This is a genomic window from Plantactinospora sp. GCM10030261 (assembly GCF_042666615.1).
Lineage (GTDB): Bacteria > Actinomycetota > Actinomycetes > Mycobacteriales > Micromonosporaceae > KBS50.
In genome coordinates this window covers 49,196-69,073 of sequence record NZ_JBHTDD010000007.1, presented here as the reverse complement: position 1 = coordinate 69,073, position 19,878 = coordinate 49,196, and the positions used below count along the sequence as shown (strand labels likewise).

The window sequence follows — 19,878 nt, the reverse complement described above, 5'->3', positions numbered from 1 at the left end:
CGCTCACGCGTCGATCGCCTCCTGGTCGATCCGGCCGGCGGATCGGATGAGCCAGTTCTTGCGCGGCTCGACCTTCTCCCCCATCAGGAGTTCGAGGGTCTGTTCGGCCGCGTCCACGTCGTCCAGGGTGATCCGGCGTACCGACCGGGTCGCCGGGTTCATCGTGGTGTCCCACAACTCGTCGGCATCCATCTCACCAAGACCCTTGAACCGGGGAACCGGGGTGACGACCTGCCGCCCCCGCGCCCCCAGCCGGGCGACCGTGCGCTCCATCTCGGCCTGCGTGTAGGTGAAGATGGTTTCCGGGTTGCGTCCCTTGGTGGTGATCTTGTGCAGCGGCGGCATCGCCGCGTACAGCCGGCCGGCCTCGATGACGGGACGCATGTAGCGGGCGAACAGGGTGATCAGCAGGGTACGGATGTGTGAGCCGTCGACGTCCGCGTCGGCCATCAGCAGCACCCGGCCGTAGCGCATCGCGGCCAGGTCGAAGGTGCGGCCCGAACCGGCGCCCAGCACCTGCACGATCGACGAACACTCGGCGTTGTCCAGCACCTGTTGCAGGGTGGCCTTCTGCACGTTGAGGATCTTGCCGCGGATCGGCAGCAACGCCTGGTATTCCGAGGAACGGGCCATCCTGCTCGTCCCCAGCGCGCTGTCACCCTCCACGATGAACAACTCACTGCGCTCGACCCCGGTCGACCGGCAGTCGACAAGCTTCGCGGGCATCGCCGCGCTCTCCAGCGCGGTCTTTCGCCGGGCGGCGTCCTTCTGCTGCTTCTGGGTGAGGCGGACCCGAGCCGCGTCGACGATCTTCTGGAGGACCGTGCGCGCCTCGGTCTTCGTCCGGCGGCCCTCCACCCACGCCTTCAGATGCTGCTCGACGAGGGTCTGCACCACCTTGGTGATGCCCGCCGTCGACAGCTCGTCCTTGGTCTGGGACGTGAACTGCGGCTCCGGGAGGCGGACGTGGATCACCGCCGTCATGCCCTCCAGGACGTCGTCGATTGTCGGCGGGTCCTCCTTGGGCTTGAGCAGGCCACGGGTCCCCCGGATGGCGTCAGCCAGCGCCCGGACGGCAGCCCGTTCGAAGCCGCGACGGTGCGTGCCACCGTGCACGTTGCGGATGGTGTTCGCGAAGCACTCGACGGTGCGCTCGTAGCCGGTGCCCCACCGCAGCGCGATCTCGATCTCCGCCCGCCGGGCCACGTTCGCCTGCATCACGCCGTTGGCGTCGGCCGCGTTCTCGCGGTAGTTGCCCTCGCCGCGGATCAGCAGGGTGCCGCAGACCGGCTTGTCGGGGGCGAGGAAGTCCACCATGTCGACCAGCCCGTCCGGGAAGTGGAACACCTCCTCGGCCACGTCGTCGCCGGTCGCGTCGCGCAACACGTAGGTCACCCCGGGCACCAGGAACGCGGTGTTACGCAGCTTCACCCGGACCGCGTCGACGTCCAGCGCCGCGCCGGCCTCGAAGTAGCGGGCGTCGTACCAGTACCGGATGGAGGTGCCGGTGGGCTCGCCACGTCGCATCCGGCGCCCCGCCCGGAGACCGGGCCGTGGGGTGAAGGCGGCGTCGGGTCCGGGTCCGTCGAACTCGCCCGGCACGCCGCGGTGGAACGACAGCTCGTGCACGACGCCGTCGCGTCGCACGGTGACGTCGAAGCGGTGGGACAGCGCGTTGACGGCCGAGGCGCCGACGCCGTGCAGCCCGCCCGAGGTCTTGTAGCCGGAACCGCCGAACTTGCCGCCGGCGTGTAGCCGGGTCAGCACCAGCTCCACACCGGAGATGCCGGACCGGGCGTGGATGTCGGTGGGGATACCCCGCCCGTCGTCGTCCACCTGAACCGATCCGTCACCATGCACGGTGACCTCGACCCGCGTGGCGTGCCCCCCGACGCCCTCGTCGGTCGCATTGTCGATGATCTCGTTCGCGAGGTGACCCACGCCACGGCTGTCGGTCGAGCCGATGTACATGCCGGGCCGCTTGCGCACCGCGTCCAGACCCTCGAGATGGGTCAGGTCGTCGGCGCCGTAGAGGATCTCGGGCTGTGCGGTCAACTCGTCGTACTCCCAGGTCGTCAACCGGCTCCCGGGCGGGACCGGCGCGGTGAGCCTAACGGGCGCGACCGACATCGCGGGCGGCACCGGGGCAGGAAGTGCCCGTGACCACCGTGGCGGATACGGCGTTGACCGTCCGGGAGCCCTCCCGCGCCACCGGCGCGTCGCCGGTGGCGCGGTGGCCGTCGGAGGGAGCTGGCGTGACCGACGTGGCGCGGTGGATCCGGGACCGGACGACGCGGTTGGTCGCCGTCGTCGTCGTGGCGACCATGGCCAGCGTCGGCCCGCCGCCGCTGCCCGCTCAGGCGACGGCACCCGGCACGGTGCGGGTGCTGACCCGGAATCTCTACTTCGGCGGCGACCTCGGCCCGTCAGTGGCGGCGCCAGACCTCGCGACGTTCCTCGCGGCGAACGCCGCCCTGCTCAACCACGTGGACCTGGTCGACTTTCCGGCCCGAGCCCGGCTGTTCGCCGCGGAGATCGGCGAGCACCGCCCCGACCTCGTGGGGCTTCAGGAGGTGGCGTTGTGGCGGACCGGACCGATCGGGGATCCGGCACCGGCCACCACGGTGCGTTACGACTACCTGGCCCTGCTGCTGGCCGAACTGGCCGGCGCGGGTCTGCGCTACGACGTCGCGGTGGCACTGGATGAGGCGGATCTGGAGGCTCCCGCCGGGGCACCGCACAACCTGGACGCCAGGCTCACCCTGCGGGACGTGATCCTGGTGCGGCGTGGTGGCCGGCTGCGGGTGACCGGAACGTCGGCGGCGCACTTCACCCGCAATCTGGTCGCCACCATCCGGGCCACCGGGGACACGGTGACGTTCACCCGGGGTTGGACGGCGGTGGACGCGACCCGCGAGGGTCGCCCGATCCGGTTCGTCAACACCCACCTGGAGGCCGTGGACCCGGCGGTGCGGACCCGGCAGGCGGCGGAGTTGTCCCGCGGGCCGTTGCGCCGGCGATCGTCGACGGTTCTCGTGGGGGACCTGAACTCGGGACCAGATCTGCCGAGCCCGGCTGACCGGGCGGCGTACCTGACGCTGCTGGCCGGCGGCATGCGCGACACCTGGCCGTTACTGCACCCGCGCGACCCGGGATTCACCGCCGACCTCGGCGAGGATCTGGACCAACCGGCGACCAGTCTCGAACACCGGCTAGACATGATCATGATCCGCGGTGCGGTGGTCCCGGTGTGGAGCCGGCGGTTCGGCACCGAGCGGCAGACCCCGGACGGCCGCTGGGCATCGGACCACCTGGGGCACGTGGCGGCCCTGGTGGTCTTCGGCCGGCACCGATAGGGACGGCCCTCAGTCGAGGTCGGCCAGTCGCGGCAGGACCTCGTCGGCGAGCCGCTGGGTGAACTCGACCGGATGCCGGTCGGGCATCGTCTGCACCTCGGTCACCCCGAGCTTCGCGTACGCGGCGACCTCCGCCAGCCAGGCGTCGAGGTCCGCGAACGGGGGCCGCGTGACCAGCACCGTCTTCTCGATCTCGGCATAGTCGCGACCCTCGGTGGCACAGTGCCGACGGAGCACGTCGAACTTGTGGGCCAACTCGTCGGGTCCGGTGCCGAACAGGTTGCACGCGTCGGCGTACCGGGCCACCAGGCGCAGCGTCTTCTGCTCGCCACCGCCGCCGATCATGATCGGTGGATGGGGGCGGCGCAGCGGCTGCGGGACGTTCAACGTCTCGGCCAGCTGGTAGTGCCGGCCGGCGAACGGCCCGTTGTCGTCACTCCACATCTGGCGGCAGATCCGCAGCGTCTCCTCCAGCCGCTCGAAGCGCTCGGCGACCGGCACCACCGGCACCCCGAGGCCGCGCTGCTCCCGCTCGTACCACGAGGCGCCGATGCCCAGCCGGGCCCGGCCTCCGGAAAGCACGTCCAGGCTACTGACGATCTTGGCGAGCAGGCCGGGGTGCCGGTACATCACGCCGGTGACCAGGACGCCGAGCGTCATCCGCTCGGTCAGCCCCGCCACGAAGCCGAGCGTGGTGTACGCCTCCAGCATCGGCTCGTCGACAGCTGCCGAGCCTTCCATCTGGAAGTAGTGGTCCATCACCGTGAACGACGCGACGCCGGCCTGGTCGGCGAGCCGCGCCGTATCGGCCAGGGTGGGCGCGATCGCCGATGGCTCGGTCGGGGTGGTGAAGTTCCAGTAGTGCAGGCCGAGCTTCATTCGCGGGACCTCTCCGCCGTCGTCGTCGATAGATCAACCCTAGCCGCCGGCGGACCGGCGCGCCGTCCCCGCCGCCGCGGCAACCGCGTCCCGGACGTCGGAGTTCTGCGGCGAGTTGACCGCCGGCGGTCGGCGGCGGACCGCGTCCCAGGCCGCCTTGCCGCTGGCGAAGTAGTCCCGGACGGACTTGCCGACCACCAGTGTCGTGGGGCAGTCGGGACAGCGCGCGGTCACCCCGTCCGCGTCGATGCCGAGGTGCCGGCACAGGGTCACCGCCCGGGACAGGTGGTAGGACTGCGTCACGACCAGCGCCCGGTCGATCCCGTACACCTCGCGCGCCCGGGCACAGCTGTCGTAGGTGTCCAGCCCGAACGGGTCGGCGACGACGCGACGCGGATCGACGCCGAGCCGCTCGACCAGGTACGCCGTCATCGTCGCGGGCTCGTCGCCGGAGGCTCCCGCGCCGTCGCCGGACACCAGGATCACCCGGGCCCGGCCGCTGGCCAGCAGGTGGGCCGCGGTCTCCAGCCGGCCGGCGAGCCGCGGGCTGGGTCCCCGACCGTCGGCCGCGACGGCGGTACCCAACACGATGACGACGTCCGCCGTCGGCGCGCCGGCGGCGTCGTACAGGTGGCCGCGCGCGGCGCCCGTCGTCCACAGCCAGGGGCCGCTGGCCAGCGCGAGCGCGGCGGCGGCGGCCGACACCAGGAGCCGGCGCGGGAGGCGCCGCCGCCGGGCCGTGGGCGCAGCCCCGTCGGGGCCATCCGGTTCGGCGAGCACCTCGTCCCTGGGCGAGGTCACGCCTCGATCCTGACTCGCACGCCGTCCTCCCCCGTGAACCGGCCCGTCGACCCGGGCCATCGTAGCGGCCGGGTCACCCGGGCGACGGGAAGTCGACCCGCATCACGACCCGCCTCAGGGTGGGGTGGCTGACCTCGACGAAGCCGGCGTCCTCGAGCACCTGTCGGGCACCGACGTGCAGCTCGCCCCAGGTGATCTTCTTGCCCGGCGGAACGATCATCGGGTATGCCTCGACCGCCCGGGCGCCGTGCCGGCGGGCGTGGTCGACGGTGGCCTGGGCGAGCAGGTAGGTGAGGCCGCGACCCCGGTAGCCCTTGCGGACGACGAAGCAGGTCACCGCCCAGACGTCGTGATCGTCCTTGTCCTCGTGGCGACCTTTCCACGGAACCGGCGTGGTGCGCAGCTTGGGGTACGCCGTACGTGGCTCGACCGCCACCCAGCCCGCCGGCTCGCCATCGACATAGGCGACCAGTCCGCTTGTCGCTGGCGCGTCCGGGTCGTCGCAGGCGGTCTGTGCGCGCAGCATCGCGGTCCGCTCCTCCTGCGTGGAGTCGCGCCAGATCCAACCGAGGACCTTGAACCGTTGGCACTGACACCGGCCGGCGTCGGCGGTGCCGAGAACGGCGCCCAGATCGTCCCAGGATGCCTCGTTGGCGGGAACGATCCGGACCTGGTCCGCCGCGATCGGGCTCGGACCTGATGTCGGTTTCGGGCCCGTGGTCATGGCCGTGCCGGGTCCTCGCCGACCAGCCCGTCGACCGATTCCCGGATCAGGTCGGCGTGGCCGGTGTGTCGGGCGTACTCCTCGATCATGTCGGCCATGATCCGCCGCAGGTTCAGCCTGGTATCGCCGTGCGCCGGCAGGTCGGCGAGCCGGTCGAGGCCGCCGTCGGCGAGCGCCTCGGCGACGGCCGCCCCGGACCGGGCCACCGCCGCCCGCCACAGCGCGAGCAGTTCCTCTGGGGTGTCGTCGGCGGCTGAGACCCACTCCCAGTCGGGCACCGTGTCGTCGTACTCCGGGTTCCACGGCGGCCCGTACGGGCGTCCCAGCAGCAGGTGGGAGAAGTAGTGGTCCTCGACCAGCGCCAGGTGCTTGAGCAGCCCGCCCAGGGTGATCGTCGAGGGGCCGAGCCGCGCGGCGGTGCCGGCGGCGTCGAGGCCGCCGCACTTCCAGGCGAACGTCGCGCGGATGCGGTCGAGGGTGCTCAGCAGGGTCTGCGTCTCGTCGCCGGCAGGGGTGAACGGCACCGGCTCGATCTCGTCCATGGCCGGGGAGCCTAGGCTGTGTTCCGGACGTTCCACTTCCGGATTGGCGACCCCGACATGACGAATACGGACGCGAGCCCCACCGCTCGGGCGCTGCTCGCGCTCGAACTGGTCCAGGCCAGTCCGGGCATCACCGCGGACCGGCTCGCCGACAAGCTGGGGGTTTCCGCGCGGGCCGTCCGGCGCTACGTCGAGATCCTGCGCGAGGCGGACATCCCGATCGAGTCGGTCCGCGGGCCGCACGGTGGCTACCGGGTCGGTCGTGGCCTCCGGCTGCCACCGCTGATCTTCAGCGCAACGGAGGCACTCGGCCTGGTGATGGCCGTGCTGGACGGCCACCACGACCCCACCGACCCGACCGACGCGGTGGGCGGCGCGCTCGGCAAGATCGTGCGGGCGCTTCCGGAGCCGGTGGCCGCCCAGGCCGAGCTGGTCCGCCGGTCCGCCGCGCCGGCGCCGGACCGGAGCGCCGTCCGCCCCGACCCGGGCACCGCCACCGTCCTGGTACGGGCCTGCGCGGACCGTCGCCGGGTACGGGTCGACTACCGGACGGCGGCCGGCTCCCAACGGGTCATCGACGTGGAGCCGTGGGCGGTCGTCGTCCGGCACGGCCGCTGGTACCTGCTCGGCCGGTCACTGGCCGTGGCCGCCACCCGGGCGTACCGGATCGACCGGGTCGCGGACGTGACGGTGCTGGACGATCTCGTCGAGCCACCGGCGGGCCTGGAACCGGTCGCCCTCCTGGAGACGCACCTGTCCGTCGGCTGGGAGTACGACGTCGAGGTTGTCATCGAGGCGCCGGTGGAGACGGTGGTGCGGTGGCTGCCCCCGGCGCTCGGCCGGTTGGAGCCGGCCGGCACCGGGACCTGCCGGCTGATCGCCAGCACCAGCAACCCGACCTGGTACGCCGGGCAGCTCGCGATGCTGCCCGTGCCGTACCGGATCGTCCGCGGCCCCGAACTCCGCGAGGCGCTGCGGACCGTCGGCAGCCGCATGCTGGCGGCGATCGCGGAGCCCGCGGCGTGACCATGACTTCTCCCAGCGTGCGGCCTGCCGCGCGACAAGGTCCACCGGACGCCTGACCGGACTAGACTTACATCGAGCGACGTCGACGCGCGTGTCACGGGTTACCCGGCGGGGTTGACCCCCGTCAGGCCATGGATTACGGGATGGGAGATGGCCGATGACACAGCCCGGTGTCGAGGACGTCGACGTTGTGGTGATCGGCGGCGGTCCGGCCGGCTCGTCCCTGGCCGCGTTCGTCGCGATGCGGGGCCACCGGGTCCTGCTACTGGAGAAGGAGCGGTTCCCGCGCTACCAGATCGGGGAGTCGCTGCTGCCGGCGACCGTCCGGGGTACCTGCCAACTGCTCGGGGTCGCCGACGACCTGCGCGACGCGGGCTTCATCGTGAAGCGTGGCGGCTACTTCCGGTGGGGTAGTGCGCCGGAGCCATGGGTTCTCGACTTCAAGGACGTGCCCGGCCTCGGTGAGGGGATCCCGTCGTACCAGGTGGAGCGGATGACATTCGACCACATCCTGCTGCGCAACGCCCGCCGGACCGGAGCCGACGTGCGCGAGGAATGCGCGGTCACGGGCGTGGTACACGGCGACGAACGGGTCGAGGGCGTGCGCTACGTGGATCGGTCCGGACGGGAACGGCTGGCCCGGGCCAGGTTCGTGGTCGACGCCTCCGGCAACACCGGCCAGACGTTCCGCGCCGTCACCGGCAACCGGATCTACTCCGACTTCTTTCGCAACATCGCGCTGTTCGGCTACTTCGAAGGCGGCCGGCGGCTGCCCGAGCCGTACTCCGGCAATGTCCTGACGGCCGCGTTCACCAGTGGCTGGTTCTGGTACATCCCGCTACGCCCGAACCTCACAAGCGTCGGAGCCGTGGTGTCCCGGGAGATGGCGGACAAGGTGCGGGGCGACCGCGAACGGGCGTTGTACGCGCTGATCGAGGAATGCCCGATGGTCCGTGATCTTCTCGCTCCCGCTCGCCGGGTGACCGACGGCGTCTACGGGCGGATCCGCACGCGCAAGGACTACTCGTACAGCGCCGACCGGTTCTGGCGACCCGGCATGGTGCTCATCGGGGACGCGGCGTGCTTCGTGGACCCGGTGTTGTCCAGCGGTGTGCATCTGGCGACGTACAGCGCGCTGCTGGCTGCCCGGTCCATCAACAGCACGCTCGCCGGTGACCTCGCCGAAGACGTGGCGTTCGACGAGTTCGAGTCCCGTTACCGTCGCGAGTACGCGCACTTCTACGAGTTTCTCGTCTCGTTCTATGACCGGCACGTGGACGAGCGGTCGTACTTCTGGACCGCCAAGAAGCTCATCAACTATCCGGCCTCCGAACTGGAGGCGTTCACCAGCCTGGTCAGCGGACTCGGCTCGGGCGAGGGCGCGCTGCTGGGTTCGGACCGGCCGATCTGGCACCCGCCGGAAATCGAGGAGGGCACGCCAGCGGGGCGGTTCCCGGACTGGGACACCGACCGGCACATCCGGTTCGACGCGCGGCACCCGCTGTTCGAGGCCAAGGAATGGGTGCCGGGCGGGGTGCCGAACCAGGGCCCGCGGCCCGGCGGCCTGATCCCCTCCGAGGACGGTCTGCGGTGGACCGTCCCGGAGCCCGCACCGGTGGCGTGACAGCCAGGGCCCGCCGGGTGACCGCGGACCCGAACGACGAGCATCGGCTCGGAGGTGACGATGCTGCGCACGGAACTGATCCGGCCACTGACCGAGTTGATCAGGGCGCACGCCGAGCGCCGGGGCGACACGGTGGCGTTCGCCGACCTGGACCGGACGGTCACGTACCGCGACCTCGACGTGCGTACCCGGCGGCTGGGCGGCCACCTGGCCACGCTCGGCGTCCACCCGGGCGACCGGGTGGCGATCGTCGTCCGCGCCGGCGTGGACGCCGCGGAGGCGTGCCTGGCGGTCGGCCGGGCGGGCGCCATCGCCGTGCCACTCGACCCGATGGCGGGTATCGAGGAGACGGCGTACCTCCTCGACGACAGCGGGGCCAGCGTGGTCGTGACGGACCCGCCGAGGTGGCGGCGGATGTCCGCGTCCCTGGGCGGCGGGCGGGTCCGGCACACCGTGGTGACCGGTGCGACGGACGGGCCGGGCCCGGCGGGTCACGACGGGGTGAACGGCTGGCGGTACGAGGCGTTCGCCACCGCCGAGCCTATCCGTCCCGCGCGGGACGACCTCGGGCTGGACGAGCCGGCGTGGCTGCTCTACACGTCCGGCACCACGGGACGGCAGCGGGGCGTGCTCAGCAGTCAGCGCGGTTTCCTGTGGTCGTTCGCGGCCTGCGCGGCGGCGGTCGACCTTTCCGCGCGGGACCGGCTGCTGTGTCCGTTGCCACTGCACCACACCATGGGTCACGCGATCTGCGTCGTCGGCGTGACCGCGCTCGGCGCCACCGCCCGGATCGTCGCCGGCGCGGACACCGACGAGGTGCTGGACCGGCTGCGCCGGGAGGCGCCGACCGTCCTGGCCGGCGTGCCGACCACCTACCACCACCTGCTTCGGGCCGGCCGGGAACGCGGCCACACCGCGCCCGGCCTCCGGGTAGCGCTGGTCTCCGGGGCGGGCAGCGGGACATTGGTCTCCTCCTTCGAGGCGACGTTCGGCGTTCCGCTGGTGGACAGCTACGGCAGCACCGAGACCTGCGGGGCGATCACCACGAACCAGGTGCACGGCAGCCGGATCGACGGCTCGTGCGGATTGCCGCTGCCGGGACTGAGCGTGCGGCTGGTGGACCGGGCTGGCCGGGACGTACCGACCGGCACCGAGGGCGAGGTGTGGGTCAACGGCCCCAACCTGATGATCGGCTACCACGGCCGGGCGGAGGCCACGGCAGCGGCGCTGCGGGCCGGCTGGTACCACACGGGGGATCTGGCTCGCCGCGACGAGTCAGGGTTCCTCGCCATCACCGGCCGGACCAGGGAGGTCATCCTGCGAGGCGGCGAGAACATCCATCCCGCTGAGATCGAGGACGTGCTGCGCCCGCTGCCGGCCGTGGCGGACGTCGCGGTGGCCGGCCGGCCGCACGAGACCCTGGGCGAGGTGCCGGTGGCGTACGTGGTGCCGGCGTCCGAGCCAGTCGACGGGCTCGCCCTGCTGGCGCGGTGCCGCCGGAGCCTGCCGTACCCGAAGGTGCCGGTCGAGGTCCGCGCGGTCAGCCGGATCCCCCGGACGGCGTCCGGTAAGGCTCGCCGGGGTGAGCTGGCCGGCCTGCCGGCGACGGTCCTGGCCGCCGGTCCGCCGCCGGACGGCGCCGGGGCCCCGGCAGCACGGCGGGTCGGGCAGGCCGACGCCCCCGGCCTGCGCCGGCGGCTGGCGACCGGGACTCCCGCGCAGCGGTTCGCCGAGGTGCTCGCCGTCGTCCGCGCGGCAACGGCCGCGCTCGGCGAACCCGCCATGACCGCGCCGGGCGACGACCGGCAGACCTTCACCGACCTCGGTCTCGACTCGGTCGCGGCGGTCGGGTTGCGGGACCGCCTGGCGGAGCAGACCGGGGTACGGCTGGCCGCCACCGTCGTATTCGACCACCCGACCCCCGCGTCGCTGGCCCGGCTGCTGTGCCATCGCATGTTCGATGACTCACCACCACCGGAACCATCGGACCCGGGCGAGGCACCGGCTCCGGCCCCGGCCCCGGCCCCGGCCCCGGAGCCGGAGAACGGGCTGGAGCCGGACCCGGAGCCGGACCCGCGGCCGGCGAGCCGGCCGGCCGGCGGCGCGGCGATCGCCGTTGTCGCGATGGCCTGCCGGTTCCCGGGCGGCGTCGGCTCACCTGAGGATCTGTGGCGGCTGCTTGTCGACGGCCGGGAGACGGTGTCCGGGTTTCCCACCGACCGGGGTTGGGACCTCGACGCGCTCCACCACACCGACCCGGCGCGCCCCGGCACCTCGTACACCCGGCACGGCGGATTCCTCACCGACCCCGCCGGGTTCGACGCGCCGTTCTTCGGCATCGCGCCGCGCGAGGCCACGGCCATGGACCCGCAGCAACGGCTGCTCCTCGAACTCGCGTGGGAGGCGACGGAACGGGCCGGTATCGACCCCCGCTCGCTGGACGGGACAGAGACCGGGGTGTTCGTCGGGCTGCTCGGCCACGACTACGCGACGACACCGGACCATCGCCCGGCGGACCTGGAGGGCCTGCTCGGCACCGGTACGGCCGGCAGCGTCGCGTCCGGCCGGATCGCGTACACGCTGGGCCTGTGCGGCCCGGCCGTCACCATCGACACGGCATGCTCCTCCTCGCTGGTCTCGGTACACCTGGCCGTCCAGTCGCTGCGCCGCGACGAGTGCGGGCTGGCGCTCGCCGGGGGTGCCACGGTGATGGCCACGCCGGGCGCGTTCGTCGAGTTCAGCCGACTGCGCGCGCTGTCGCCGGACGGCCGCTGCCGGGCCTTCGGCGCGGACGCGGACGGGGTCGGCTGGAGTGAGGGCGCCGGCCTGGTGCTCCTGGAACGGTTGGCCGACGCCCGACGCCACGGCCACCCGGTGCTCGCGGTCATCCGGGGCAGCGCGGTCAACCAGGACGGTCGGTCCAACGGGCTGACCGCGCCCAGCGGGCCGGCCCAGGAACGGCTGATCCGGCGGGCGGTGGCCGACGCCGGACTGGCGGTCGGGGACGTCGACCTCGTCGAGGCGCACGGCACCGGTACCCCGCTCGGCGACCCTATCGAGGCCGGCGCGGTGCTGGCGACGTATGGTCGGGATCGCCCGCCCGGCATGCCGGTGTGGCTCGGCTCGGTCAAGTCGAACCTCGGTCATACGCAGGCCGCCGCCGGGGTGGCCGGCCTCATCAAACTCGTCCTGGCGATGCGGCACGGCGTGGCGCCCGCGACGCTGCACGCCGCCCCCCGCACCGACCGGGTGGACTGGTCGGCCGGCGCGGTCGACCTGCTGGCCGAGGCACGGCAGTGGCCGGCCGGGCCGCGACCGCGCCGGGCCGCCGTCTCCGCGTTCGGGATCAGCGGCACCAACGCGCACCTCATCGTCGAACAGGCACCTGCCGGCCCGCCTTCCCCGGCGGATGACCGGCCAGCCGGCGTGCCGGGACCGGTCCCGTGGGTCCTGTCGGCACGCACCGGACCCGCGCTGCGGGCCCAGGCCGAGCGGCTCGCCGCCGCCGTCGCGGACGCGGACCGCATCGGCACCGACATCACCTCGCTGGATGTCGGCTACACCCTGGCGGTCGGCCGCGCCGCGCTCGACCGGCGGGCCGTCGTGCACGTCCCGGATGGCGATGCCCGGCGGGCCGCGCTGGCCGCGCTCGCCCGCGACGGCACGGCCCCCGGGCTGGTACGCGGAGCCGCGGCGAGCGGCGGGTTGGTGATCTGGTTCGGCGGCCGGGACGGGCGACACCCCGGGCTGGGCCGCGAACTGCGGGCGCGGTTCCCGGCGTACGCGGACGCGTTCGACGCCGCCTGTGCCCGGTTGGACGAGGCGCTGCCGGGGTACGCCGGGCAACGGCTACCCGACGTGCTGGCCGGCGAGCCGACGGCGGGACCGCTACGGCAGCCCGGGTTCGGCCAGGCCGCGCTGTTCGCGGCCGAGGTGGCGCTGTTCCGGTTGTTCGAGTCCTGGGGCATCCGGCCGGACGCGGTGGGCGGGGACTCGGTGGGCGAGATCGTCGCCGCACACGTCGCCGGAGGGCTCGACCTGGCGGACGCGGCGCGGCTGGTCGCCGCCCGGAGCAGGCTCGCCGGAGCCGCCGCCGGGAGGCTTATCGACCCGGGCGAGGTGGTGGCCGGCCTGACCGCCCGCCCGCCGTCGACGGCCCTGGTGTCCACCGTGACGGGTGCCCTCGCCACCGCTGAGGAACTCCGGGATCCCGGGCACTGGACGCGCCTCGCGCGCCAGCCCGGACGGTTCGCCGACTGTCTCCGGACCCTGGACGGGATGGACGTGCGAACCTTCCTGGGGCTCGGCCCGGACGGCACGCTCGCCACGCTGACCCGGGCGAACCGGCCCGGCACGGACGCCGACGGCCTGGTGGCCGCCGTGGTCCGGGACCGGTCCGAGGTCGACACGGTGATCGAGGCGGTCGGCCGGCTGTTCGTCCGAGGACTCCCGGTGGACTGGACCCGGTACTTCGCCGGCAGCGGCGCCAGCCGGGTGGACCTCCCGACCTACCCGTTCGAGCGGCAGCGGTACTGGTTGTCCCCAGCGAACCGGTCCGACACCGAACCGGCCGACCCCGCCACGCACGCCGAACCGGCCGAAGCCGCCGAAGCGGCCGAAGCCGCCGAAGCGGCCGAAGCCGCCGCTCACCCACCGCAGGACCTGGAGGAGCTGGTCCGGATCGAGACGGCCCGGGCGCTGGGCCACCCGGAGGGCGAGACGCTGGCCGCCGACCGGCGGTTCACCGACGCGGGTCTCGATTCCCTCGCCGCCCTGGAACTGCGGGACCGGCTGTCGGAGGCGACGGGTGCCGACCTGCCGCTGAACGCCGTCTTCGACCATCCCACGTCCGCCCGGTTGGCCCGCCACCTGCGGGAGCTGATCGGCACCGAACCGCCCGACCCGCTGGACCCCGCCGTCGTTGCGCGCCCGCCCACCGAACCGGCACGGCCCACCTCAGGATCACTCCAGCACCCGTGGTTACGCGGGCTCGGGGACCGTCCACGGGCCGTACTGCGGCTGGTCTGCCTGCCGCCCGCGGGCGGCGGAGCGGGATTCTTCCGTGGCTGGCCGCGGTATCTGCCGCCCACCGTCGAGCTGGCCGCCGTCCAGTATCCGGGCCGGGAGGACCGGCATGCCGAGGAGCCGATCGCCGACCTGCTCCGGCTGGCGGACCTCGTGGCGGAGGCCGTGCTGGGTGCCGACCCCCGACCGGTGGCGGTGTTCGGCCACAGTATGGGGGCCGCCGTCGCCCGCGAGGTGGCGTTGCGCTGCGCCCGTGCGGGGCGTCCCCTGATACGGCTGTTCGTCTCCGGCTTCCCCGCCCGGGGGCACCCGGAGCAGGGACGCCTGCATCTGGCCGACGACGACGAACTGGCGACGGCACTGCGCCGGCTGGGTGGTGTCCCCGACGCCACCTGGGACAGGGATGACCTTCGGGCCATGATGCTGCGCGCCGCCCGTGCCGACCTGCGCGCCGTCGAGACCTACCGGCCGGACCCCGCGAACCTGCTGGACTGCCCGGTGGTCGGGTACGCCGGCCGCGGCGACCCGACCGTGCCGGTTGCCCGGATGGACGACTGGCGATCGTCCACCACCGCCGGCTTCGACAGGCGGACCTTCCCCGGCGGCCACTTCTATCTGCTCGATCAGGAGCGGCAACTGGTCACCGACATCGCCGGACACCTCACCGACCCGGGTTGTGCGGGAGCCGGTGGCCTTCCAGGATGAGGACTCGATGACCGGCCGGACAAGGGAGGCTCGATGCCGGGCAAGCACCGGTCCTGGTGGGGGTGGGGCACCGTCGAGGACGCGGTGACCGGCGCGGAGGCCACCGCGCTTACCGACCGCGTACGGACCCTGCTGCCCGAGGCCGACCTGACCGCGCACGCCCCGCCGCCCGTCACCGAGTTGGGGGTACGCCCGCCACGGGTGACCCCGCCAGCGCCCCTCGCGCGGCTGTGCTCGGCGGACCCGACCGACCGGGTGGCGCACGCCCACGGAAAGGCGTTCCGGGACATCGTCCGGAACCTGCACGGACAGGTCCGGAACGTGCCCGACCTGGTGGTGCGCCCGTCGTCCGAAGGGGACGTCGTCGACATCCTCGACTGGTGCGCGGGCGAGACGGTCGCGGTGATCCCGTACGGCGGTGGTTCGTCCGTGGTGGGCGGCGTCGAGCCGCGGCTGGCCGGCGGATACTCCGGGGCGGTCAGCCTGGACCTCGGGCGCCTCGGCCGGGTGGTGGAGGTGGACCGGACGAGCCGGGCGGCCCGCGTCCAGGCCGGCATCCTCGGGCCGGCGCTGGAGGCGCGGCTTCGCCGGCATGACCTGACGCTGCGGCACTTCCCGCAGTCGTTCGAGTTCTCCACGGTCGGCGGCTGGCTGGCCACCCGCGCCGGCGGGCACTACGCCACGGTTCTCACCCACATCGACGACCTGGTCGAGTCGCTGCGGGTGGTCACCCCGGCCGGCGTCAGCGAGTCCCGCCGGCTGCCGGCCTCCGGGGCGGGACCGTCACCCGACCGGTTGTTCCTCGGCTCGGAGGGCGCGCTCGGCGTCATCACCGAGGCGTGGCTGCGGCTCCAGGACCGACCCCGTTGGCGGGCCGCCGCGGCCGTCCACTTCGACGAGTACGACGCGGCGGTGGCCGCCACCCGGGCCGTCGCCCAGTCCGGGTCGCACCCGGCCAACTGCCGGCTGCTCGACCCGGCGGAGGCGTTCCTCAACGCCGGCACCGCCACCACCGGCGGCGTGCTGGTGCTGGGCTTCGAGTCAGCCGACCACCCGGTCACCACGGCGTTGGACCGGGCCGTCGAGCTGTGTCAGGGCCACGGCGGCACGCTGCCGGAACCGCCCCGCGCCACCGATCCGGACACGCCCCGAGCGCGCGACACCACCACGGACACCTGGCGGTCGTCGTTCCTGCGGATGCCGTACCAGCGCGACGCGCTCGCCGCCCGGTCGATGATCGTGGAAACGTTCGAGACCGCCTGCACCTGGGATCGGTTTCCCACGCTGCGGGCGGCGGTGCTGGACGCGGCCGGCGAGGCGTTCCGCGCGGTCGGCGCGACCGGCCTGGTGACCTGCCGGTTCACCCACGTCTACCCGGACGGCCCGGCGCCCTACTTCGGGGTGTACGCCGCCGGGCGGTGGGGCGCCACGGTGGCGCAGTGGGACCAGATCAAGGCGGCGGTGTCCGAGGCCCTGCTGGCCGCGGGCGGCACCATCACCCACCACCACGCCGTCGGCCGCGATCATCGGCCCTGGTACGACCGGCAGCGCCCGGACCTCGTGGGGCAGGCGCTGCGCGCCGTCAAGGGCGCCGTCGATCCGGCGTGGATCCTCAACCCCGGCGTCCTGGTCGACCGACCGAACTGACCGCGCTCGCGCACCCGGCGGCCGCTGTGGGCGTCCGCCGCCGAGCCGGAAATGCGTTGGCCACCGGCCGGCGAACTCGTACGGTCGCCAGATGGATCCGATCACCGAGGCCGAGTTGCGTGCCTCGTTCGTCAACTGCACGCGGGGGGAACGGTCCCGCATCGCGCTGCCCGGACGGCTCGACGCCGTCGACTTCGACCGCCTCGACTTCCTGGGCTGGCGTGATCCGAAGGCGCCCGACCGGGCCTGCCTGGTCACCCGGGCCGGCGACCGCTGGGTCGGCCTGGTGCTGCGGGCGGCGACGAAGACGGCGAAGTCGCTGACCAAGAGCACCATGTGCTCGCTCTGCATGACCCTGCACGCCTCCTCGGGTGTCACGCTCTTCGCCGCGCCGCTGACCGGGGCCGCCGGCCGCAACGGCAACAGCGTCGGCACGTACATCTGCACCGACCTGCAGTGCTCGCTCTACGTACGCGGGTTGCTGAAGTCGGACGCCATCACCCGGATGAACGAGACAATCGCCCAGGCGGACCGGATCGAACGGCTACGCCTGCACGTGGAGGCGTTCGTCGAGAACGTGGTCGCGGCCGGCGCGGCGGCCCGCTGAGCGGCGGCGCTCCGTCCGGCGTGATGCCCCGATATCCGTAGCCGCTGCCGACGGACGGCGGTAGTGTTCCGCCCTCGTGAGCAGGATTGTCGAGGCCGTCGTACCGGCCCGGTTGGGGACGGGTTACCGGTGGTTGCTGGCGTCGTCGTGGACCACGAACCTCGGGGACGGCATCGCCATCGCCGCCGGTCCGCTGCTGGTGGCGTCGCTCACCGACAACGCGTTCCTGGTCTCGCTGGCGGCCCTGCTGCGCTGGGCGCCGCCGCTGGTGTTCGGCCTGTACGCCGGGGTGCTCTCGGATCGGCTGGACCGGCGCCGGATCGTCATGGTGGCCAACGTGGCTCGGGTCGCGGTGCTGGCCGCGCTTGTCATCATGGTGGTCACCGACACCGCTGCGGTGCTCGCGGTGCTGCTCGCGTTGGGCCTGGTCGCCACCGCCGAGGTCTTCGCGGACAACACGTCCACCAGTTGACGCCGATGCTGGTGCACCGCGACGACCTCGCGACCGCCAACGCCCGGATCCAGACCGGCTTCATCACGCTCAACCAGCTGGTCGGCCCACCGATCGGGGCGGCCCTGTTCACCGCGGGCCAGGCGTGGCCGTTCGTCACCGAGGCCGTGCTCGTGACGGCGGGCGTGCTGCTGGTGTCCCGGATCACGCTCCCGGCGCACGAACGTGATCCGGCCGAGGCGGCGTCGGGTGTCTGGCGCGACATCGCCACGGGTTTCCGGTGGACGGTGCGCCACCCGGCGGTACGCACGTTGTGCCTGACCATCCTCATCTTCAACGTCACGTTCGGTGCGGCCTGGTCGGTGCTGGTGCTCTACGCCCAGCAACGCCTCGATCTGGGCGACATCGGGTTCGGCCTGCTCACCACGGTGTCGGCGGCCGGCGGGCTGCTCGGCACGGCGCTGTACGGCCGGATCACCCGCCGGGTCAGCCTGGGCGACATCATGCGGATCGGGCTGGTCATCGAGACCCTCACCCACCTGGGTCTCGCCGTCACGAGGTCCGCGTGGGTCGCCTCGGCGGTCTTCTTCGTCTTCGGCGCCCACGTGTTCATCTGGGGCACCACCTCGGTCACGGTCCGGCAGCGGGCCGTCCCCAGCCACCTGCAGGGCCGGGTGAACAGCATCAACACCATATGCGTCTTCGGTGGACTGGTGATCGGGTCGGTCATCGGCGGCGCGCTCGCCACCCGGTACGGCGTCACGGCGCCGTTCTGGTTCGCCTTCGCCGGGTCGGCGGTCTTCGTCGTGCTGCTGTGGCGGGAAATGACCCGGATCGCCCACGCGGACGCCCATGCCACCGCGCCCGCCGGGTGACGCGCGTGGACCGTCCGCGACCCCACCCCGCGATCCGGGCACCGACGAGCAGATCGGCCCGACGGTGGAGCCGGCTCGACGGGCCGGCGCCGCCCGGGGCGGTGCCGGCGCGTCGAGGGGAACTGATCCCGACGCACCGGCACCGCCGGTCGGTCAGCGGCGCGGCCGCTGCGGAAGGCGGGGCAGCACGTACGGCGGGCCGGCGTAGATCAGGTCGGCCCGCATCACGTTGTACGCCCGCTTGGGCTGGTAGTTCTCGTCATAGATGGTGGCCAGGCCCTCGGGCGGGTCGTCGAACCAGCCGGGCACCCAGGAGTGTTTGTCGGTGAAGCCCCAGACGGTGAAGGACAGGCAGCGCCGTTCGGCCAGGCAGGCCTGGAGCAGCACGTGGAAGTTGGCGGCGGAGGCCTGGAGCCGCGGGTTGACCTCGGCCGAGTCGCCGGCCCGCACCCCGTCGGTCAGCTGACTGCGCACGTCGACCTCGGTGAACGCGGTGGCCAGACCGAGCCTCGCGAACTTCCGCAATGCGTCGACCACCTGGAGGGTGTCGTAGTTGGGGTACTGGGTGCCGAGGTGGCCCTGGCTGCCGACGCCGTCGATCGGCACGCCCGCCCGCAGCAGCTCCTTTGCCATGTTGTAGACGAACTGCGTCTTGTCGTTGGCCGCGTCGCCGGAGCCGAACGCCTCGATGTTGTAGTCGTTGTAGAACAGCAGGGCGTGGGGGTCGGCGGCGCGGGCCCACCGGAAGGCGTCGGCGATGTATCCCGGACCGAGGTGTTGCGCCCAGAAACCCTTGTAGTGCAGGGTCGGCGGGTCGTCCCACGGGTCGCTGACCGCCTCGTTCACCACGTCCCACTGCCAGATCCTGCCCTTGAAGTGCCGCACCACGGTGGTGATGTGGTTACGCAGGATGGTCCGCAGTTCCTCCCGGTCGATCGAACCGTCGGCCACGCCCTCGGTCAGCCATGCCGGGAGCTGGTTCTGCCAGACCAGCACGTGTCCGCGTACGCGCTGGTTGTTTCGCTTGGCGAAGGCCACGAGTTCGTCGGCCGGTGCCCAGTTGTAGGTGCCCCGGGTGGGCTCCAGCGATTCCCACTTCATGACGTTCTCGGCCGTCACCGAGGTGAATTCCGAGCCGACGATCTCCCGGTAGTGGGGGTCGGCGGCGTCGTTCAGGGCGGCCATGTCGACCGCGGTGCCGAGGTACAGGTTGTGGCGCAGGCCGAGGGCGCCCAGGCTCTGCTCGGCCGGGTTGAGGTCGGGACGGTCAGCCGTGGCGGGAAGTGTGCCGAGTGTCGCCACCGTCGCGACGGCGACCGCGCCGATGGCCAACCACCGTCTCACGTTCATCCGTGTTCCCTTCGGTAGGCCGTGGATCCGCCCCCGGCGGTCGTGGAATCGCTGTCGCGATCCGGCACCGGCGGGTGCCGGGACCCGTGAGATCCACATCCGTAACTTTCCCGAAACAGTAGGGAGAGGCCATCCGGCCGTCAACGCCGAGTATTTCCGGAAGTCCATCGTCAGCCCACCGAAAAGCCCTGGTCAGGCGACCGACGGGCGGCGACCGCGCACGCCGGTGGGCGGCGCCGGACGCCCCGGTGCCGCCCGCCAGCCGG

Annotated in this window: 12 protein-coding genes and 1 pseudogene; 7 read left to right on the top strand and 6 right to left on the bottom strand. The window is 72.9% G+C overall.

Annotation, left to right across the window (positions count from 1 at the left end):
- Positions 1 to 3: 3 nt before the first annotated feature.
- Positions 4 to 2,079 carry a type IIA DNA topoisomerase subunit B gene (locus ACFQUZ_RS10825; protein WP_377440821.1) on the bottom strand — a complete coding sequence of 692 codons (2,076 nt, stop codon included), beginning with the start codon at positions 2,077 to 2,079 and terminating at the stop codon, positions 4 to 6.
- A gap of 80 nt (positions 2,080 to 2,159) precedes the next feature.
- On the opposite strand from ACFQUZ_RS10825, the gene ACFQUZ_RS10820 reads away from it, so the two are divergent.
- The gene (locus ACFQUZ_RS10820) at positions 2,160 to 3,356 is read left to right on the top strand and encodes an endonuclease/exonuclease/phosphatase family protein (RefSeq protein ID WP_377440820.1); all 1,197 of its coding nucleotides are present in this window, start codon (positions 2,160 to 2,162) and stop codon (positions 3,354 to 3,356) included.
- Positions 3,357 to 3,365: 9 nt separating this feature from the next.
- Here ACFQUZ_RS10820 and ACFQUZ_RS10815 read toward each other — a convergent pair whose 3' ends face one another.
- The 4 genes from ACFQUZ_RS10815 to ACFQUZ_RS10800 form a co-directional block, all read right to left on the bottom strand.
- Positions 3,366 to 4,235: an LLM class F420-dependent oxidoreductase gene (locus ACFQUZ_RS10815; protein ID WP_377440819.1), complete on the bottom strand. Its 870-nt coding sequence runs from the start codon at positions 4,233 to 4,235 to the stop codon at positions 3,366 to 3,368.
- Positions 4,236 to 4,274: 39 nt separating this feature from the next.
- Complete coding sequence (locus ACFQUZ_RS10810) at positions 4,275 to 5,036, bottom strand: vancomycin high temperature exclusion protein (RefSeq protein WP_377440817.1); 762 nt, start codon at positions 5,034 to 5,036, stop codon at positions 4,275 to 4,277.
- 73 nt (positions 5,037 to 5,109) lie between these two features.
- Positions 5,110 to 5,760 carry a GNAT family N-acetyltransferase gene (locus ACFQUZ_RS10805; RefSeq protein ID WP_377440816.1) on the bottom strand — a complete coding sequence of 217 codons (651 nt, stop codon included), beginning with the start codon at positions 5,758 to 5,760 and terminating at the stop codon, positions 5,110 to 5,112.
- Positions 5,757 to 6,302 (bottom strand): DinB family protein, encoded by a 546-nt coding sequence (locus ACFQUZ_RS10800; protein ID WP_377440815.1) that lies wholly within the window; start codon positions 6,300 to 6,302, stop codon positions 5,757 to 5,759. Before ACFQUZ_RS10800 ends, ACFQUZ_RS10805 begins: the two co-directional genes overlap by 4 nt.
- Positions 6,303 to 6,359: 57 nt before the next feature.
- Here ACFQUZ_RS10800 and ACFQUZ_RS10795 point away from each other — a divergent pair, with 57 nt between their 5' ends.
- From ACFQUZ_RS10795 to ACFQUZ_RS10770, 6 genes and pseudogenes are all read left to right on the top strand, one after another.
- Positions 6,360 to 7,328, top strand: a complete 969-nt coding sequence (locus ACFQUZ_RS10795; RefSeq protein WP_377440813.1) for a helix-turn-helix transcriptional regulator — start codon at positions 6,360 to 6,362, stop codon at positions 7,326 to 7,328.
- 157 nt (positions 7,329 to 7,485) lie between these two features.
- Positions 7,486 to 8,952, top strand: a complete 1,467-nt coding sequence (locus tag ACFQUZ_RS10790) for a tryptophan 7-halogenase (RefSeq protein ID WP_377440811.1) — start codon at positions 7,486 to 7,488, stop codon at positions 8,950 to 8,952.
- Between the two features lie 60 nt (positions 8,953 to 9,012).
- Positions 9,013 to 14,682, top strand: a complete 5,670-nt coding sequence (locus ACFQUZ_RS10785) for a beta-ketoacyl synthase N-terminal-like domain-containing protein (protein WP_377440809.1) — start codon at positions 9,013 to 9,015, stop codon at positions 14,680 to 14,682.
- 33 nt (positions 14,683 to 14,715) lie between these two features.
- Positions 14,716 to 16,329 carry an FAD-binding oxidoreductase gene (locus ACFQUZ_RS10780; protein WP_377440807.1) on the top strand — a complete coding sequence of 538 codons (1,614 nt, stop codon included), beginning with the start codon at positions 14,716 to 14,718 and terminating at the stop codon, positions 16,327 to 16,329.
- A 91-nt stretch (positions 16,330 to 16,420) separates the two neighbouring features.
- Complete coding sequence (locus ACFQUZ_RS10775; protein ID WP_377440805.1) at positions 16,421 to 16,936, top strand: FBP domain-containing protein; 516 nt, start codon at positions 16,421 to 16,423, stop codon at positions 16,934 to 16,936.
- Positions 16,937 to 17,012: 76 nt separating this feature from the next.
- A pseudogene (locus ACFQUZ_RS10770) lies at positions 17,013 to 18,262 on the top strand (MFS transporter).
- 153 nt (positions 18,263 to 18,415) lie between these two features.
- Here ACFQUZ_RS10770 and ACFQUZ_RS10765 read toward each other — a convergent pair.
- Positions 18,416 to 19,612: an endo-1,4-beta-xylanase gene (locus tag ACFQUZ_RS10765; protein WP_377440803.1), complete on the bottom strand. Its 1,197-nt coding sequence runs from the start codon at positions 19,610 to 19,612 to the stop codon at positions 18,416 to 18,418.
- Positions 19,613 to 19,878 lie beyond the last annotated feature (266 nt).

What these genes read in the sequence shown, in the direction of transcription:
- ACFQUZ_RS10795 (WP_377440813.1), top strand. Translation starts at nt 6,360, where the DNA reads ATGACGAATACGGACGCGAGCCCCACCGCTCGGGCGCTGCTCGCGCTC.
- ACFQUZ_RS10790 (WP_377440811.1), top strand. Translation starts at nt 7,486, where the DNA reads ATGACACAGCCCGGTGTCGAGGACGTCGACGTTGTGGTGATCGGCGGC.
- ACFQUZ_RS10815 (WP_377440819.1), bottom strand. Translation starts at nt 4,235, where the DNA reads ATGAAGCTCGGCCTGCACTACTGGAACTTCACCACCCCGACCGAGCCA.
- ACFQUZ_RS10785 (WP_377440809.1), top strand. Translation starts at nt 9,013, where the DNA reads ATGCTGCGCACGGAACTGATCCGGCCACTGACCGAGTTGATCAGGGCG.
- ACFQUZ_RS10765 (WP_377440803.1), bottom strand. Translation starts at nt 19,612, where the DNA reads ATGAACGTGAGACGGTGGTTGGCCATCGGCGCGGTCGCCGTCGCGACG.
- ACFQUZ_RS10805 (WP_377440816.1), bottom strand. Translation starts at nt 5,760, where the DNA reads ATGACCACGGGCCCGAAACCGACATCAGGTCCGAGCCCGATCGCGGCG.
- ACFQUZ_RS10775 (WP_377440805.1), top strand. Translation starts at nt 16,421, where the DNA reads ATGGATCCGATCACCGAGGCCGAGTTGCGTGCCTCGTTCGTCAACTGC.
- ACFQUZ_RS10800 (WP_377440815.1), bottom strand. Translation starts at nt 6,302, where the DNA reads ATGGACGAGATCGAGCCGGTGCCGTTCACCCCTGCCGGCGACGAGACG.
- ACFQUZ_RS10780 (WP_377440807.1), top strand. Translation starts at nt 14,716, where the DNA reads ATGCCGGGCAAGCACCGGTCCTGGTGGGGGTGGGGCACCGTCGAGGAC.